General features: G+C 63.2%; 19 protein-coding genes. 18 read left to right on the forward strand and 1 reads right to left on the reverse strand.

Features of this window, described 5'->3' with window-relative positions; genetic code table 11:
• Positions 1 to 20: 20 nt before the first annotated feature.
• Together NJG22_RS12580 and NJG22_RS12585 are read left to right on the forward strand one after the other, a co-directional pair.
• Entirely contained in the window at positions 21 to 440 is a 420-nt protein-coding gene (locus NJG22_RS12580) for an HIT domain-containing protein (protein WP_253094907.1), read from the forward strand.
• A gap of 2 nt (positions 441 to 442) precedes the next feature.
• Entirely contained in the window at positions 443 to 655 is a 213-nt protein-coding gene (locus NJG22_RS12585) for a SlyX family protein (protein ID WP_253094909.1), read from the forward strand.
• Positions 656 to 672: 17 nt separating this feature from the next.
• On the opposite strand, the gene NJG22_RS24570 is transcribed toward NJG22_RS12585, so the two are convergent.
• On the reverse strand, positions 673 to 1,266 hold the full coding sequence (locus NJG22_RS24570; RefSeq protein ID WP_290444867.1) for a cold shock domain-containing protein: 594 nt from the start codon (positions 1,264 to 1,266) through the stop codon (positions 673 to 675).
• A gap of 268 nt (positions 1,267 to 1,534) precedes the next feature.
• On the opposite strand from NJG22_RS24570, the gene NJG22_RS12595 reads away from it, so the two are divergent.
• The 16 genes from NJG22_RS12595 to queE all read left to right on the forward strand — a co-directional run bounded on the left by NJG22_RS12595 (position 1,535) and on the right by queE (position 14,294).
• Positions 1,535 to 2,008, forward strand: a complete 474-nt coding sequence (locus tag NJG22_RS12595; RefSeq protein WP_003254783.1) for a Dps family protein — start codon at positions 1,535 to 1,537, stop codon at positions 2,006 to 2,008.
• A gap of 273 nt (positions 2,009 to 2,281) precedes the next feature.
• Positions 2,282 to 2,527: a ribbon-helix-helix domain-containing protein gene (locus NJG22_RS12600; protein ID WP_225935596.1), complete on the forward strand. Its 246-nt coding sequence runs from the start codon at positions 2,282 to 2,284 to the stop codon at positions 2,525 to 2,527.
• Between the two features lie 92 nt (positions 2,528 to 2,619).
• Positions 2,620 to 2,841, forward strand: coding sequence for a zinc ribbon domain-containing protein (locus NJG22_RS12605; protein ID WP_253094911.1), 222 nt, complete (start codon positions 2,620 to 2,622; stop codon positions 2,839 to 2,841).
• Positions 2,842 to 2,935: 94 nt separating this feature from the next.
• Positions 2,936 to 4,711, forward strand: coding sequence for an aspartate--tRNA ligase (gene aspS, locus NJG22_RS12610; RefSeq protein WP_253094913.1), 1,776 nt, complete (start codon positions 2,936 to 2,938; stop codon positions 4,709 to 4,711).
• 109 nt (positions 4,712 to 4,820) lie between these two features.
• Positions 4,821 to 5,573, forward strand: coding sequence for a YebC/PmpR family DNA-binding transcriptional regulator (locus NJG22_RS12615; protein WP_253094916.1), 753 nt, complete (start codon positions 4,821 to 4,823; stop codon positions 5,571 to 5,573).
• Positions 5,574 to 5,708: 135 nt separating this feature from the next.
• Positions 5,709 to 6,233 (forward strand): crossover junction endodeoxyribonuclease RuvC, encoded by a 525-nt coding sequence (gene ruvC, locus NJG22_RS12620; protein ID WP_253094918.1) that lies wholly within the window; start codon positions 5,709 to 5,711, stop codon positions 6,231 to 6,233.
• A gap of 108 nt (positions 6,234 to 6,341) precedes the next feature.
• Entirely contained in the window at positions 6,342 to 6,959 is a 618-nt protein-coding gene (gene ruvA, locus NJG22_RS12625; protein ID WP_134689425.1) for a Holliday junction branch migration protein RuvA, read from the forward strand.
• On the forward strand, positions 6,956 to 8,002 hold the full coding sequence (ruvB, locus tag NJG22_RS12630) for a Holliday junction branch migration DNA helicase RuvB (RefSeq protein WP_011535158.1): 1,047 nt from the start codon (positions 6,956 to 6,958) through the stop codon (positions 8,000 to 8,002). Before ruvA ends, ruvB begins: the two co-directional genes overlap by 4 nt.
• A gap of 125 nt (positions 8,003 to 8,127) precedes the next feature.
• On the forward strand, positions 8,128 to 8,580 hold the full coding sequence (gene ybgC, locus NJG22_RS12635) for a tol-pal system-associated acyl-CoA thioesterase (RefSeq protein WP_217849389.1): 453 nt from the start codon (positions 8,128 to 8,130) through the stop codon (positions 8,578 to 8,580).
• Between the two features lie 2 nt (positions 8,581 to 8,582).
• Positions 8,583 to 9,278: a protein TolQ gene (gene tolQ, locus NJG22_RS12640; RefSeq protein ID WP_253094919.1), complete on the forward strand. Its 696-nt coding sequence runs from the start codon at positions 8,583 to 8,585 to the stop codon at positions 9,276 to 9,278.
• Between the two features lie 14 nt (positions 9,279 to 9,292).
• Positions 9,293 to 9,745: a protein TolR gene (gene tolR, locus NJG22_RS12645; protein WP_023628694.1), complete on the forward strand. Its 453-nt coding sequence runs from the start codon at positions 9,293 to 9,295 to the stop codon at positions 9,743 to 9,745.
• Complete coding sequence (gene tolA / locus NJG22_RS12650) at positions 9,745 to 10,821, forward strand: cell envelope integrity protein TolA (protein ID WP_134689419.1); 1,077 nt, start codon at positions 9,745 to 9,747, stop codon at positions 10,819 to 10,821. The genes tolR and tolA overlap by 1 nt, the downstream gene beginning before the upstream one ends.
• Positions 10,818 to 12,119: a Tol-Pal system beta propeller repeat protein TolB gene (gene tolB, locus NJG22_RS12655; protein WP_253094920.1), complete on the forward strand. Its 1,302-nt coding sequence runs from the start codon at positions 10,818 to 10,820 to the stop codon at positions 12,117 to 12,119. Before tolA ends, tolB begins: the two co-directional genes overlap by 4 nt.
• A gap of 53 nt (positions 12,120 to 12,172) precedes the next feature.
• Positions 12,173 to 12,670: a peptidoglycan-associated lipoprotein Pal gene (gene pal / locus NJG22_RS12660; protein ID WP_008090230.1), complete on the forward strand. Its 498-nt coding sequence runs from the start codon at positions 12,173 to 12,175 to the stop codon at positions 12,668 to 12,670.
• Between the two features lie 6 nt (positions 12,671 to 12,676).
• Positions 12,677 to 13,486, forward strand: a complete 810-nt coding sequence (ybgF, locus tag NJG22_RS12665) for a tol-pal system protein YbgF (RefSeq protein ID WP_217849385.1) — start codon at positions 12,677 to 12,679, stop codon at positions 13,484 to 13,486.
• Positions 13,487 to 13,646: 160 nt separating this feature from the next.
• The gene (gene queE / locus NJG22_RS12670) at positions 13,647 to 14,294 is read left to right on the forward strand and encodes a 7-carboxy-7-deazaguanine synthase QueE (RefSeq protein ID WP_253094921.1); all 648 of its coding nucleotides are present in this window, start codon (positions 13,647 to 13,649) and stop codon (positions 14,292 to 14,294) included.
• Positions 14,295 to 14,298 lie beyond the last annotated feature (4 nt).

The raw sequence follows: 14,298 nt of genomic DNA on the forward strand, positions 1-14,298 counted from the left end.
CCTTTGTAAGGAGGTTTGCCGTGTTCACCCTCGATTCGCGCCTGCAACAGGACTCCCTGGTTCTGGGCAATCTGCCGCTGTGCCAGTTGTTGCTGAGCAAGGATGCCAACTATCCATGGTTCATCCTGGTGCCGCGCCGCGCCGATGTCAGTGAGCTGTTCGAACTCGACGAGGCTGACCAGCGCCAGCTGTGGGAGGAAACCACCGCCCTGGCCGAGGCGTTGAAGGATGCCTTTGCCGCCGACAAGATGAATGTCGCGACCCTGGGCAACGTGGTCAGCCAACTGCACATGCATGTGATAGTGCGGCGCCATGGCGATGCCGCCTGGCCGGCGCCGGTCTGGGGCAAGGTGCCGGCTGTGGCTTACACCCCGGCGCAGCTCGACACCATCCGTCAGCAAGTGCGCGCCCTGCTGGGCGAAAGCTTCAAGGAGGCGTGAGCATGTCGCAGGAACTGGAAATGCGCATGATCGAGCTGGAAACCCGCCAGGCGTTCCAGGATGACAGCCTGCAAGCGCTTAATGACGTGGTGGTCGAGCAGAGCCGAGTGATCGACCGCCTGCAGTTGCAGGTGGCCGAGCTGATCAAGCGTTACGAGGAAATGGCCGGCCAGCAGGGCGGCGCGGGAGAGGAAGCGCCGCCGCCTCATTATTGAGGGCGGCGGCGGGGTGGTCAGCGGCGCGAAACCGCGACCACGTCCTCGGCTTGCAGGCCTTTGTCGCGATGCATCACCGAGAACTCCACGCGCTGGCCTTCGACCAGCACGCGGTGGCCCTCGCCACGGATGGCGCGAAAGTGCACGAAGATATCGTCACCGGAGTCGCGGGAGATGAAGCCGAAGCCCTTGGAGGTGTTGAACCACTTCACTGTGCCGGTATCGCGCAGGCCGGCGTCCTGGGCGCTGCCCAGGCTTGAGCGGGCCTTTCGCGTGCCACGGACGAAGCCTGCGAGCAGGTGCAGGGCGCTCGCCAGCGCGGCACAGGCCAGCGCCGGCAGGTTGCCCAGCTCCGGGCGGGCCAGCAGGGTGAGGGTTTGCAGCACCACTGCCAGCACCAGCAGGATGCAGCTGGCGCGTTGCAGTTGCTGGCGCATGGCCTTGTAGTACTGCGGCAATGCCGGGGCCAGCACCAGGTTGAGCAGCCCGAGCAGTGCCAGGTAGACGGCTTCGGGTTGTTGCAGGAAGGGTGTAGCGTCAGTTTTCAGACTGGGTATGAGCGATAGCAGCAAAGCCGCCACGCCCGTCACCAGATGGACGATCTTGAACATTAGGTTTGGCTCACGTTGATAAGGCCGATCACAGGATGAGCTGGTCGCACGGTGCGCGTGTGGTGTAGGCGCTAAAACGTGACGGTCCAGCCTATGCACCCGGCCCTGACAATCCGCACGGGTGGCACGCTGCCTATTTAACAGCAAAGGCAGTAGGTTCTCAAACTGAGCTGTCGCTGCAGCCCTGTGTCGCATGCGCGGCGGCGCAACTCTTGCTACAGTGGCCGCTGCCCGCTTGCTCGCCAAGCCTTATGGAAAGGGGAACTTCATGGCAATCGATATCGGTATCAGTGAAGAAGATCGCAAGTCCATCGTCGACGGGCTGTCGCGCCTGTTGTCGGATACCTACGTGCTGTATCTGAAAACCCATAACTTCCACTGGAACGTCACCGGTCCTTCGTTCCGTACCCTGCACCTGATGTTCGAGGAGCAGTACAACGAACTGGCGCTGGCCGTCGACTCCATCGCCGAGCGTATTCGTGCCCTGGGCTTCCCGGCGCCAGGCTCGTATGCCTTCTACGCCCGTCATTCCTCCATCAAGGAAGAAGAAGGCGTACCGCCGGCCGACGAGATGATCCGGCAGTTGGTGCAGGGGCAGGAGGCGGTGGTACGCACCGCGCGCAGCATTTTCCCGGTGGTCGACAAGGTCAGTGACGAACCGACCGCCGACCTGCTGACCCAGCGCATGCAGGTGCACGAGAAAACCGCCTGGATGCTGCGCGTTTTGCTCGACGGGAAATGATTGCCGGTTGAATACCCTGTACTGCCTTTGAGCCGGGCCCGGCATCCTCTTGGGTGTCGGGCCTGTTCGTTTATGGGGAATATTTTGCTGCTGATATCCATTCGCATGTCGGCGCTTCATTGAGGCCATGGATTCCGCTCGTTCGGCGAGGGGGTGATCAGGTCACGATGGAGCGATGTGATGGAGCATGCGGCAGGTGGGATCAATGGCAATGCAAGGCACGGGGCGGGGGCGGCGAGGCCACGCATCGACCCGTTCAAGCGCGATTTCGACATGGGGCAGGCCGGCCCGGTGTCTCGTTCGGTGCGGCTCAATGGCTTTGCTACGTGCTTGCGGCTCGAGGCGGTGTACTGGCGGATCCTCGAGCGGATTGCCGGGGCCAATCGCTGTTCGGTGAGTGCGTTGCTGTCGTACATCGACCGCGAGGTGCACCTGCGCCATGGCGGGGTGAGAAATTTCAGCGGCTTGGTGCGGGTGATCTGCGTGGCCTGGCTGCAGGAGGCGCCGGACGGGCATTGACCGCCAGGCGGGCTGCACAGCACTCCTTAACCATATATAATCCCGCTCTTTGCTGCCGTGGGCAGCTTGCGATGTGGTTGACGAGAGACACCATGCCCCTTTACGACTATCAATGTGCCGCCTGCGAACACCGGATGGAGGTGTTGCAGAAGATCAGCGCCGCGCCTTTGACCGATTGCCCGGCGTGCCAGGCGCCGGCGCTGAAGAAACTGCTGTCGGTCCCCGGCTTTCGCCTCAGCGGCAATGGCTGGTACGAGACCGACTTCAAGACCGGGGCAAAAAAGAATCTGGCAGGCGGCGACAAGGCCGACTGAGTTGAATTGCACCGCCCGGGTCTTGCAGTATTAGCCCCCTGGGCGGCCAAGACCTCCACCGAATACACGAATCACGAGAAGCGAAACCACCATCATGATGCGCAGCCATTATTGCGGCCAACTGAACGAGTCCCTGGACGGCCAGGAAGTCACCCTTTGCGGCTGGGTCCATCGTCGCCGCGACCACGGCGGGGTGATCTTCCTCGATATCCGTGACCGCGAAGGCATGGCCCAGGTCGTGTTCGACCCGGATCGCGCCGAGACTTTCGCCAACGCCGACCGCGTGCGCAGCGAATACGTCGTGCAGATTACCGGCAAGGTGCGCAAGCGCCCTGAAGGCGCGGTCAACCCGAACATGGCCTCCGGTGGCATCGAGGTGCTGGGCTACGAGCTGAAGGTACTCAACGAAGCCGAGACTCCGCCCTTCCCGCTGAACGAATTCTCCGACGTTGGCGAAGAAACCCGCCTGCGCTACCGCTTCATCGACCTGCGTCGTCCGGAAATGGCCGACAAGCTGCGCCTGCGTTCGCGCATCACCAGCAGCATCCGCCGCTTCCTCGACGAAAACGGCTTCCTCGACGTCGAAACCCCGATCCTGACCCGCGCCACGCCTGAAGGCGCGCGCGACTATCTGGTGCCGAGCCGCACCCACGCCGGCAGCTTCTTCGCCCTGCCGCAGTCGCCGCAGCTGTTCAAGCAGCTGCTGATGGTCGCCGGCTTCGACCGCTACTACCAGATCGCCAAGTGCTTCCGCGACGAAGACCTGCGGGCCGACCGCCAGCCGGAATTCACCCAGATCGACATCGAGACCAGCTTCCTCGACGAAAGCGAGATCATGGGCCTCACCGAGAGCATGATCCGCAAGCTGTTCAAGGAAGTGCTGGACCTGGAGTTCGGCGAGTTCCCGCACATGACCTTCGAAGAAGCCATGCGCCGCTACGGGTCCGACAAGCCTGACCTGCGCATTCCGCTGGAGCTGGTCGACGTTGCCGACCAGCTCAAGGATGTCGACTTCAAGGTCTTCGCCGGCCCTGCCAACGACCCTAAATGCCGCGTTACCGCCCTGCGCCTGCCGGGCGGCGCCAGCATGCCGCGCAGCAAGATCGACGAGTACACCAAGTTCGTCGGCATCTACGGTGCCAAGGGCCTGGCCTACATCAAGGTCAACGAGCGCGCCAAGGGTGTCGAGGGTCTGCAGTCGCCGATCGTCAAGAACATCCCCGAGGCCAACCTCAACAACATCCTCGACCGCGTAGGCGCCGTGGACGGCGACATCGTGTTCTTCGGCGCCGACAAGTTCAAGGTCGTCAGCGAAGCCCTGGGCGCGCTGCGTATTCGCCTGGGTCATGACTTCGAGCTGCTGACCTGCGAATGGGCGCCGATGTGGGTCGTCGACTTCCCGATGTTCGAAGAGAACGAAGACGGCAGCTTCACCGCGCTGCACCACCCGTTCACCGCGCCCAAGTGCACCCCCGAAGAGTTGGAGGCCAACCCGGCCACCGCGCTGTCGCGTGCCTACGACATGGTCCTGAACGGCACCGAGCTGGGTGGCGGTTCGATCCGTATCCACCGCAAGGAGATGCAGCAAGCGGTGTTCCGCCTGCTGGGCATCGACGCGGCCGAACAGGAAGAGAAATTCGGCTTCCTGCTCGACGCCCTGAAGTTCGGCGCACCGCCGCACGGTGGCCTGGCCTTCGGCCTGGACCGCCTGGTCATGCTGATGACCGGCGCGCAGTCGATCCGTGAGGTGATCGCCTTCCCGAAAACCCAGAGCGCCGCGTGCGTCATGACCCAGGCCCCGGGCCTGGTCGACGCCAAGGCCCTGCGCGAGCTGCACATCCGTCTGCGTGAGCAGACCAAGGTCGAGTAATCGGCTCCGGGCGCGTCCCGGCGGATGCGCCCAGGCGCTTCGGCGCACTGTTCCCACGTTCCGCCCTTCGGGGCGGAACCTGTTTCTGTTTCAAGGATTTGGAGTCGTTATGGCCGGTCATTCCAAGTGGGCGAACATCAAGCACCGCAAAGAGCGCCAGGATGCCAAGAGAGGCAAGGTCTTCACCAAGTGGATTCGCGAGCTGACCGTCGCCGCCAAGCAGGGTGGGCCCGACCCGGCCTCCAACCCGCGCCTGCGCCTGGCGCTGGACAAGGCCCTGGGCGCCAACATGAGCCGCGACATCATCGACCGCGCCGTGGCCCGGGGGGCTGGCACCAACGAAAGCGACAACGTCGAGGAGCTCAGCTACGAAGGCTACGGCCCAGGTGGCGTGGCGATCATGGTCGAAGCCATGACCGACAACCGCAACCGTACCGCCGCTGCCGTGCGCCATGCCTTCGCCAAGTGTGGCGGCAACCTGGGCACCGACGGTTCGGTGGCCTACCTGTTCGAGCGCAAGGGCCAGATCAGCTTCGCCGCGGAACTGAAGGTCGACGAGGATGCGCTGATGGAAGCCGCCATGGAGGCCGATGCCGATGACGTGGTGGTCAACGACGACGGCTCCTTTGACGTGTTTACCTCGTTCAACAGCTTCTATGCCGTGCGCAATGCCCTGGAAGAGGCCGGCTTCAAGGCGTCCGACGCCGAGATCGTGATGCAGCCGACCACCAGCGCCGAGTTGGACCAGGAGGGCGCGGAAAAGGTGCTCAAGCTGATCGACATGCTCGAGGATCTGGACGACGTACAGAACGTCTACTCCAATGCGCAGATTTCCGATGAGATCATGGAAATGCTCGGCTGATCGTTTCGGTAATCGGCTCGATCGCGGGACAAGCCCGCTCCCACAAGGGCTGCGCCAATTTGCGGTGTAGCCTTTGTGGGAGCGGGCTTGTCCCGCGATAAGGCCGGCAAAAATCCGTACATATTCGTAGGCACTATGACCCTGATTCTTGGTATCGACCCCGGCTCGCGCATCACCGGTTTCGGCGTGGTCCGCCAGACCACGCGCGGCTGCGAGTACGTCACCTCCGGCTGCATCCGTACCGGCGATGGCGAACTGCATGACCGCCTGCTGGTGGTGTTTCGCGGCGTCAGCGAGATCATCCGCCAGCACGGCCCGGTGACCATGGGCATCGAGCGGGTGTTCATGGCGCGTAACGCCGACTCCGCGCTCAAGTTGGGCCAAGCCCGTGGCGCGGCCATCGTCGCCGCCGCCGAGGCGGGCCTGGAGATCGCCGAGTACAGCGCCAGCCAGGTCAAGCAGGCCGTGGCCGGCACCGGTGGCGCCAACAAGGAGCAGGTGATGCTGATGGTGATGCACCTGCTCAAACTGACCCAAAAGCCCCAGGTCGATGCCTCGGACGCCCTGGCCATCGCCCTGTGCCATGCCCATACCCGCTCCAGCCTGATTCCCCATGGCTTGACGACGGCGCGGCGGCGCGGCGGGCGCTTGCGTCTGTAGCCGCTTCATGCGCTGATACACATTTTGTCCGGGTGGCGCGCTCACCCGGCGCATTTGCTGATAGGGTGGACCGGTTTTCGACCGGCGCCCGAGAGGAAGGATCGGAACGTGATTGGACGTTTGCGTGGCACTTTGGCGGAGAAACAACCGCCGCACCTGATTATCGACGTCAACGGCGTGGGCTATGAGCTGGAAGTGCCGATGACCACCTTGTACCGCCTGCCCAAGGTCGGCGAGCCAGTGACCGTGCACACCCACCTGGTGGTACGCGAAGACGCCCACCTGCTCTATGGCTTCGCCGAAAAGCGCGAGCGCGAGCTGTTCCGCGAGCTGATCCGTCTCAACGGCGTGGGGCCGAAGCTGGCGCTGGCGCTGATGTCCGGCCTGGAAGTGGACGAACTGGTGCGCTGCGTGCAGGCCCAGGACGCCTCGGTCCTGGTGCGCGTGCCGGGGGTCGGTAAAAAAACCGCCGAACGCCTGTTGGTCGAGCTCAAGGACCGTTTCAAGGCCTGGGAAACCTCCCCGGCGATGTTCACCCTGGTGTCCGACGGCCCGCTGCCGGCGGCCAGTGAGTCCTCGGCCGAGGCCGACGCCGTCAGTGCCCTGGTCTCCCTGGGCTACAAGCCCCAGGAAGCCAGCAAGGCGATTGCCGCGATCAAGGACAAGGCCGGCCTGAGCAGCGAGGAGCTGATCCGTCGCAGCCTTAAAGGGATGATTGCCAAGTGATCGAAACCGACCGCCTGATCGCCGCCAGTGGCCGCGACCGCGAAGAGGTCCAGGACCGCGCGATCCGCCCGCTGCGCCTGGACGAGTACATCGGCCAGCCGGTGGTGCGCGAGCAGATGGCGCTGTTCATCCAGGCCGCGCGCGGGCGCAACGAATCCCTCGACCATACCCTGATCTTCGGCCCGCCTGGCCTGGGCAAGACCACCCTGGCCAACATCATCGCCCAGGAGATGGGCGTGTCGGTCAAGAGCACCTCGGGCCCGATCCTCGAGCGCCCGGGCGACCTGGCGGCGATGCTGACCAACCTCGAACCTCATGACGTGCTGTTCATCGACGAGATCCACCGCTTGTCACCGGTGGTCGAAGAGGTGCTCTACCCGGCGATGGAGGACTTCCAGCTGGACATCATGATCGGCGAGGGCCCGGCCGCGCGCTCGATCAAGCTCGACCTGCCACCTTTCACCCTGGTCGGGGCCACCACCCGTGCAGGTATGCTGACCAACCCGTTGCGCGACCGCTTCGGCATCGTCCAGCGCCTGGAGTTCTACAGCAACAAGGACCTGGCCACCATTGTCAGTCGGTCGGCCGGTATTCTCGGGCTGCCGATGGACGACAAGGGCGCATTCGAGATCGCCCGTCGGGCGCGGGGCACGCCGCGGATCGCCAATCGCCTGCTGCGGCGGGTGCGTGACTTTGCCGAAGTACGTGGCAAGGGCGAGATCACCAAGGCGGTCGCGGACATGGCCCTGAACCTGCTGGATGTCGACGAACGTGGCTTCGATCACTCCGACCGGCGTCTGCTGCTGACCATGATCGAGAAGTTCGACGGCGGTCCGGTAGGGCTCGACAACATTGCCGCGGCGATCGGCGAGGAGCGCCATACCATCGAGGACGTGCTCGAGCCCTATCTCATCCAGCAGGGCTACATCATGCGCACCCCGCGTGGACGGGTCGTCACCCGCCATGCCTACCTGCATTTCGGCCTGAATATCCCCGGGCGCTTCTGCGAAGGCGGGGAATATGCCGCGCAGGACGATGAATGACAGATCGAATCGCCAGTTTCGTGGTCCTACCGCTGGCATGTCGGCAGCTCGCTGGCAATACGACATTATCGATGCAAAAACAGTTGCCGGGGCGGATTGGCAAGTACAGGAGTAAGCACTAGAGTATGCGCGCGCAAAATGGGCTGGAACCGTTCGCACACCGCTGTCGCGTCTATTACGAGGACACCGACGCCGGTGGGGTGGTGTACTACGTCAACTACCTCAAGTTCATGGAGCGCGCGCGTACCGAGCGCCTGCGCCACCTGGGTTTCTCCCAGTTGGAGCTGGCCGGGGACAATCTACTGTTCGTGGTCCATTCCAGCGAAGCGCGCTACCACGCGCCGGCGCGGCTGGACGACGAACTGCGGGTCACCGCGCAAGTCACCGAATTGAACCGCGCCAGCCTGCGCTTCGTGCAGCAGGTATGGCGCACAAAGGATGAAACGCTGCTCTGCGAAGGGCAGTTTCTGGTGGCCGCCGTGCGTGCCGACACTTTCAAACCCCGGGCCATTCCCCCAGCGCTGCGTGACGCCTTCCTGGCGGACGGCACGGGTACTCAATCCAACGCAGGAGAATAAGCGTGGAAGCAAACGTCGTCGACCATACCTCCATGTGGAGCCTGGTCGCCAATGCCAGTGTCGTGGTTCAGCTGGTCATGTTGACCCTGGTGGCCGCCTCGGTCACCTCGTGGATCATGATCTTCCAGCGCAGCACCATGCTGCGTGCCGGCCGTCGCGCGCTGGACGCGTTCGAAGAGCGCTTCTGGTCGGGCATCGACCTGTCCAAGCTGTACCGCCAGGCAGGCAGCAACCCTGATCCGGACTCGGGTGTCGAGCAGGTATTCCGTGCCGGCTTCAAGGAGTTCTCGCGCCTGCGCCAGCAGCCGGGTGTCGACCCGGACGCGGTCATGGAAGGTGTTGGCCGTGCCATGCGCGTGGCCATTTCCCGCGAGGAAGAGAAGCTCGAGCAGAGCCTGCCGTTCCTGGCCACCGTCGGTTCGACCAGCCCGTACATCGGCCTGTTCGGCACCGTGTGGGGCATCATGAACTCGTTCCGCGGCCTGGCCAGCGCCCAGCAGGCGACCCTGGCCACCGTGGCTCCGGGTATCGCCGAGGCCCTGGTGGCGACCGCGATCGGCCTGTTCGCCGCAATCCCGGCGGTCATCGCCTACAACCGTTTCTCTGCGCGCAGTGAAGTGCTGATTGGCCGCTACTACACCTTCGCCGACGAGTTCCAGGCGATCCTGCACCGCAAAGTACACACCAGCGAAGAGTGATCAGGTAGAAACCCATGGCCCGAGTTCGCCACAAACGCAAGCCGGTCGCCGAGATGAACGTGGTGCCCTACATCGACGTGATGCTGGTGCTGCTGGTCATTTTCATGGTGACCGCCCCCATGCTCAACCAGGGCGTGAAGGTCGACCTGCCCAAGGTTTCCAGCGAAGCCCTGCCGCAGGACAACAACGTCCAGGTCCTGACCATCTCGATCAAGGCCGACAAGACCTACTACTGGAACCTTGGCAGCGAAGTCGACACCGACAAGCAGATGGACAAGGCCATGACCTTGCCGGAAATGACCAGTGCAGTGACCAAGATCATCGCCGCCGGCCGTGACCAGGGCAAGCAGACCCAGGTATTCATCCGTGGCGACAAGGCCGTCGACTACGGCGCGGTCATGGGCGCCATGGGCGGGTTGCAGAAGGCCGGTGTCGGAAACGTTGGCCTGATTACCGAGGCGCCCTGATGCAACAGCGAGAGCCATCCGCCTCGGAAAGCTATTTCTGGCCCAGTGTCTGGGCCATTGCGCTGCACGTGCTGGTGTTCGGCATGCTGTTCGTCAGCTTCGCCATGACCCCGGAGCTGCCGCCGTCCAAGCCGATCGTCCAGGCCACGCTCTACCAGCTCAAGTCCAAGAGCCAGGCGACCACCCAGACCAATCAGAAAATTGCCGGGGAAGCCAAGAAGACGGCTTCGCGCCAGACCGAGGTCGAGCAGCTCGAGCAGAAGAAGGTCGAGCAGGAGGCCGTGAAGGCTGCGGAACAAAAGAAAGCCGACGCCGCTCAAAAGGCCGAGGAGGCCCGCGAGGCCGCCGAGTCGAAAAAGGCGGAAGAGGCCGCCAAGGCCGCCGAGCAGAAGAAGGCCGCCGAGGCCAAGAAAGCTGAAGAAGCGAAGAAGGCCGCTGAAAAGCAACAGGCCGACATCGCCAAGAAGAAGGCCGAGGAAGAGGCCAAGAAGAAGGCCGACGAGGAAGCCAAGAAGCAAGCCGCGGAAGAGGCCAAGAAGAAAGCCGCCGAAGACGCGAAGAAAAAAGCAGCCGAGGACGCCAAGAAGAAAGCGGCGGCCGAGGACGCGAAGAAGAAGGCAGCTGAAGAGGCCAAGAAAAAGGCCGCGGCAGACGCCCAGAAGAAAAAGGCACAGGAAGCGGCCCGCAAGGCGGCGGAAGACAAGAAGGCACAGGCACTGGCCGAGCTGTTGTCCGACACCACCGAGCGGCAGCAGGCGCTGGCCGACGAGCAGGGTGACCAGGTGGCCGGCGACTTCGACGACCTGATCCGCATGCGCGCGGCCGAGGGCTGGGCACGTCCGCCATCTGCGCGCAAGGGCATGACGGTAGTTCTGCAGATCAACATGTTGCCAGACGGCACCATCACCAACGTGAGCGTGGCCAAATCCAGTGGCGACGGTCCGTTCGACAGCTCGGCCGTGGCCGCGGTGAAGAACATTGGTCGGTTGACCGAGATGCAGGGCTTGAAGCCGAACGAATTCAATCCGTATCGTTCATTCAAGATGACATTTACACCTGAGGATCTAGCGTTGTGATTAAACGTCTGAGAGGACTCCTGGTCTTGCTCTGCTGCGTGGCAGGCCTGGCTGTGGCAGAGGAAAAGAACATCCTGGTCACCAGCGGTAGCGACCGGGCCACCCCCATTGCGGTAGTGCCGTTCGGCCTGCAGGGTGGCAGCGTGCTGCCAGAGGACATGGCCGACATCATCGGCAATGACCTGCGCAACTCCGGCTACTACTCGCCGATCCCGCGGCAGAACATGATCAGCTTGCCGACCCAGGCCAGCGAAGTGATCTTCCGCGACTGGAAAGCGCTGGGCGCGCAATACATCATGGTCGGCAGCATCGTGCCGTCCGGTGGCCGCCTGCAGGTGCAGTACGCGCTGTTCAACGTCGCCACCGAGCAGCAGGTACTGACCGGCAGCGTGGCTGGCGGCGTCGACCAGCTGCGCGACATGGCGCACTACATCGCCGACCAGTCGTTCGAGAAGCTCACCGGCATCAAGGGTGCGTTCTCCACCCGCATGCTGTACGTGACCGCCGAGCGCTTCTCCACCAACAACACCCGCTACACCCTGCAGCGTTCGGACTACGACGGTGCCCGCGCGGTGACCCTGCTGCAGTCCCGTGAGCCGATCCTGTCGCCGCGCTTCGCCCCGGATGGCAAGCGTATCGCCTATGTGTCGTTCGAGCAGAAGCGCCCGCGCATCTTCGTCCAGCACATCGACACCGGTCGCCGAGAGCAGATCACCAACTTCGAAGGCCTGAACGGCGCGCCGGCCTGGTCGCCGGACGGTACCCGCCTGGCGTTCGTGCTGTCCAAGGACGGTAACCCGGACATCTACGTGATGAACGTGGCCTCGCGCCAGATCACCCGTGTCACCGCAGGCCCGGGCATCAACACCGAGCCGTTCTGGGGCAAGGATGGCAACACCCTGTACTTCACCTCCGACCGTGGCGGCAAGCCGCAGATCTATAAACAGTCGATTGGTGGCGGTGGTGCCGAGCGCGTGACCTTCGTCGGTAACTACAACGCCAACCCGAAACTGTCGGCGGACGAGAAGACCCTGGTGATGATCCATCGCCAGCAGGGTTTCACCAACTTCAAGGTGGCTGCCCAGGACCTGCAACGCGGAAGTGTAAAGATTCTCTCCGAGACCAGTCTTGATGAGTCTCCCACTGTTGCGCCAAACGGCACCATGCTAATCTACGCCACCCGCCAGCAGGGCCGGGGAGTCTTGATGCTCGTGTCGCTTAACGGCCGTGTGAGGCTCCCACTTCCTACCGCTCAAGGCGAAGTCAGAGAACCGTCCTGGTCCCCTTACCTGAACTGATTGCGGCGTAATATTTTTGCTTAACACACTGGGGTTTCATTAGGAGTTTCACGATGGAAATGCTGAAGTTTGGTAAATTCGCTGCGCTGGCTCTGGCCATGGCTGTAGCTGTAGGTTGCTCCTCGAAAGGCGGTGACAACGCTGGTGAAGGCGCTGTTGACCCGAACGCTGGCTACGGTGCCAACACTGGCGCTGTCGACGGTTCCCTGAGCGAAGAAGCCGCCCTGCGCGCAATCACCACCTTCTACTTCGAATACGACAGCTCGGATCTGAAGCCAGAAGCCATGCGCGCCCTGGACGTTCACGCCAAGGACCTGAAGTCCAACGGCAACCGCGTTGTCCTGGAAGGCAACACCGACGAGCGCGGCACCCGCGAGTACAACATGGCTCTGGGTGAGCGTCGTGCCAAGGCCGTTCAACGCTACCTGGTTCTGCAGGGCGTTTCCCCAGCTCAGCTGGAACTGGTCTCCTACGGCGAAGAGCGTCCAGTTGCCACCGGCAACGACGAGCAGTCCTGGGCTCAGAACCGTCGCGTAGAACTGCGTAAGTAAGTTCTTATGCGTATGTGCCGCCGTGCTGTAACCGTCCTCGCACTCAGCCTGCCCCTTTCGGCGTGGGCTGCGGTTCCCGTAGTAGATGACAACGCGGGTGGCTATCCACCTGCGGGTTATGGCACGAGCGGCGCCTATGCCGGAGCAGGGGCTTCGGCCCCTGCTTCTGCAAATGGCCAGCTGTTCATGCAGCTGCAGCAGATGCAGGACCAGATTTCCCGCCAGCAAGGCATCATCGAAGAGCTGCAGAACGATGTGTCGCGCATGAAGCAGGAAAACCTCGAGCGCTATCAGGATCTCGACCGCCGCATTGGCAGCGGTGCCGCGCCTGCCGCGACTCCAGACAATTCTTCCACCGGTGGCGCGAACAACGCAGCCACGGGTGCCGCCGCCGGCGCCAGCGCCGCGCAGCCACCGGCCGCCAGCAGCGAGCCGGGTGATCCGGCGAAAGAGAAGCTGTATTACGACGCCGCTTTCGACCTGATCAAGCAGAAGGACTTCGACAAGGCCAGCCAGGCGTTCAACGCCTTCCTGCGCAAGTACCCCAACAGCCAGTACGCCGGCAACGCCCAGTATTGGCTTGGCGAGGTCAACCTGGCCAAGGGTGACCTGGCTGGCGCAGGCCAGGCGTTCGCCAAGGTCAGCCAGTTGTATCCGCAGCACAGCAAGGTGCCGGATTCGCTGTACAAGCTGGCCGACGTCGAGCGCCGCCAAGGCCACACCGACAAGGTCAAGGGCATTCTGCAACAGGTCATCACCCAGTACCCCGGCACGTCCGCCGCGCAACTGGCGCAACGCGACCTGCAGAAGCTCTGAAGCTTGCCATTCGAAAGAAACCCGCGCTTGTCGCGGGTTTTTTCGTTAGAATCACCGACCTTTTTTCCTAAACACGCTGCCGCGGATAACGCCATGTCGAGTCCGCGACAGTGCCTGACGGAGGCGGACAGCCTGTTCAGCTGTCACGCCCGTGGCGATCATGCAAGACACATTACGCATCACCGAAGTGTTTTACTCCTTGCAGGGTGAAACGCGAACGGCCGGGCTGCCCACGGTTTTCGTGCGCCTGACCGGTTGTCCCCTGCGCTGCCAGTACTGCGACAGCGCCTACGCCTTCAGCGGCGGCACCCTGCGTACCCTCGATTCGCTGCTCGAGCAGGTGGCCGGCTTCAAGCCGCGCTACGTCTGCGTCACCGGTGGCGAACCGCTGGCCCAGCCCAATGCCCTGCCATTGCTGCGCAGCTTGTGCGACGCCGGGTACGAAGTGTCGCTGGAAACCAGCGGCGCCCTCGATATCAGCGGCACCGACACGCGGGTCAGCCGGGTGCTCGACCTCAAGACCCCAGGCTCCGAGGAGTCGCACCGCAACCGCTACGAGAACATCGAGCTACTGACCCGCAACGACCAGGTCAAGTTCGTCATCTGTTCCCGTGAGGACTACGATTGGGCGGTTTCCAAGCTGATTCAGTACAACCTGGCCGAGCGCGCCGGCGAGGTGTTGTTCTCGCCCAGCCATCACCAGATCAAGGCCAGTGACCTGGCTGACTGGATCGTTGCCGATAACTTGCCCGTGCGCTTCCAGCTGCAGCTGCACAAGCTGCTGTGGAACGACGAACCTGGGCGCTGAGGAG

Origin of the sequence: Pseudomonas sp. VA159-2 (assembly GCF_024126635.1) — a bacterium.
Taxonomy (GTDB): domain Bacteria; phylum Pseudomonadota; class Gammaproteobacteria; order Pseudomonadales; family Pseudomonadaceae; genus Aquipseudomonas; species Aquipseudomonas muyukensis.

Coding starts and splice junctions, on each gene's coding strand:
- NJG22_RS12585 (WP_253094909.1), top strand. CDS start 443: ATGTCGCAGGAACTGGAAATGCGCATGATCGAGCTGGAAACCCGCCAG.
- ruvC (WP_253094918.1), top strand. CDS start 5,709: ATGACCCTGATTCTTGGTATCGACCCCGGCTCGCGCATCACCGGTTTC.
- NJG22_RS12600 (WP_225935596.1), top strand. CDS start 2,282: ATGGGGCAGGCCGGCCCGGTGTCTCGTTCGGTGCGGCTCAATGGCTTT.
- tolA (WP_134689419.1), top strand. CDS start 9,745: ATGCAACAGCGAGAGCCATCCGCCTCGGAAAGCTATTTCTGGCCCAGT.
- pal (WP_008090230.1), top strand. CDS start 12,173: ATGGAAATGCTGAAGTTTGGTAAATTCGCTGCGCTGGCTCTGGCCATG.
- NJG22_RS12595 (WP_003254783.1), top strand. CDS start 1,535: ATGGCAATCGATATCGGTATCAGTGAAGAAGATCGCAAGTCCATCGTC.
- NJG22_RS12605 (WP_253094911.1), top strand. CDS start 2,620: ATGCCCCTTTACGACTATCAATGTGCCGCCTGCGAACACCGGATGGAG.
- NJG22_RS24570 (WP_290444867.1), bottom strand. CDS start 1,266: ATGTTCAAGATCGTCCATCTGGTGACGGGCGTGGCGGCTTTGCTGCTA.
- queE (WP_253094921.1), top strand. CDS start 13,647: ATGCAAGACACATTACGCATCACCGAAGTGTTTTACTCCTTGCAGGGT.
- ybgF (WP_217849385.1), top strand. CDS start 12,677: ATGCGTATGTGCCGCCGTGCTGTAACCGTCCTCGCACTCAGCCTGCCC.
- aspS (WP_253094913.1), top strand. CDS start 2,936: ATGATGCGCAGCCATTATTGCGGCCAACTGAACGAGTCCCTGGACGGC.
- tolR (WP_023628694.1), top strand. CDS start 9,293: ATGGCCCGAGTTCGCCACAAACGCAAGCCGGTCGCCGAGATGAACGTG.
- NJG22_RS12615 (WP_253094916.1), top strand. CDS start 4,821: ATGGCCGGTCATTCCAAGTGGGCGAACATCAAGCACCGCAAAGAGCGC.
- ybgC (WP_217849389.1), top strand. CDS start 8,128: ATGCGCGCGCAAAATGGGCTGGAACCGTTCGCACACCGCTGTCGCGTC.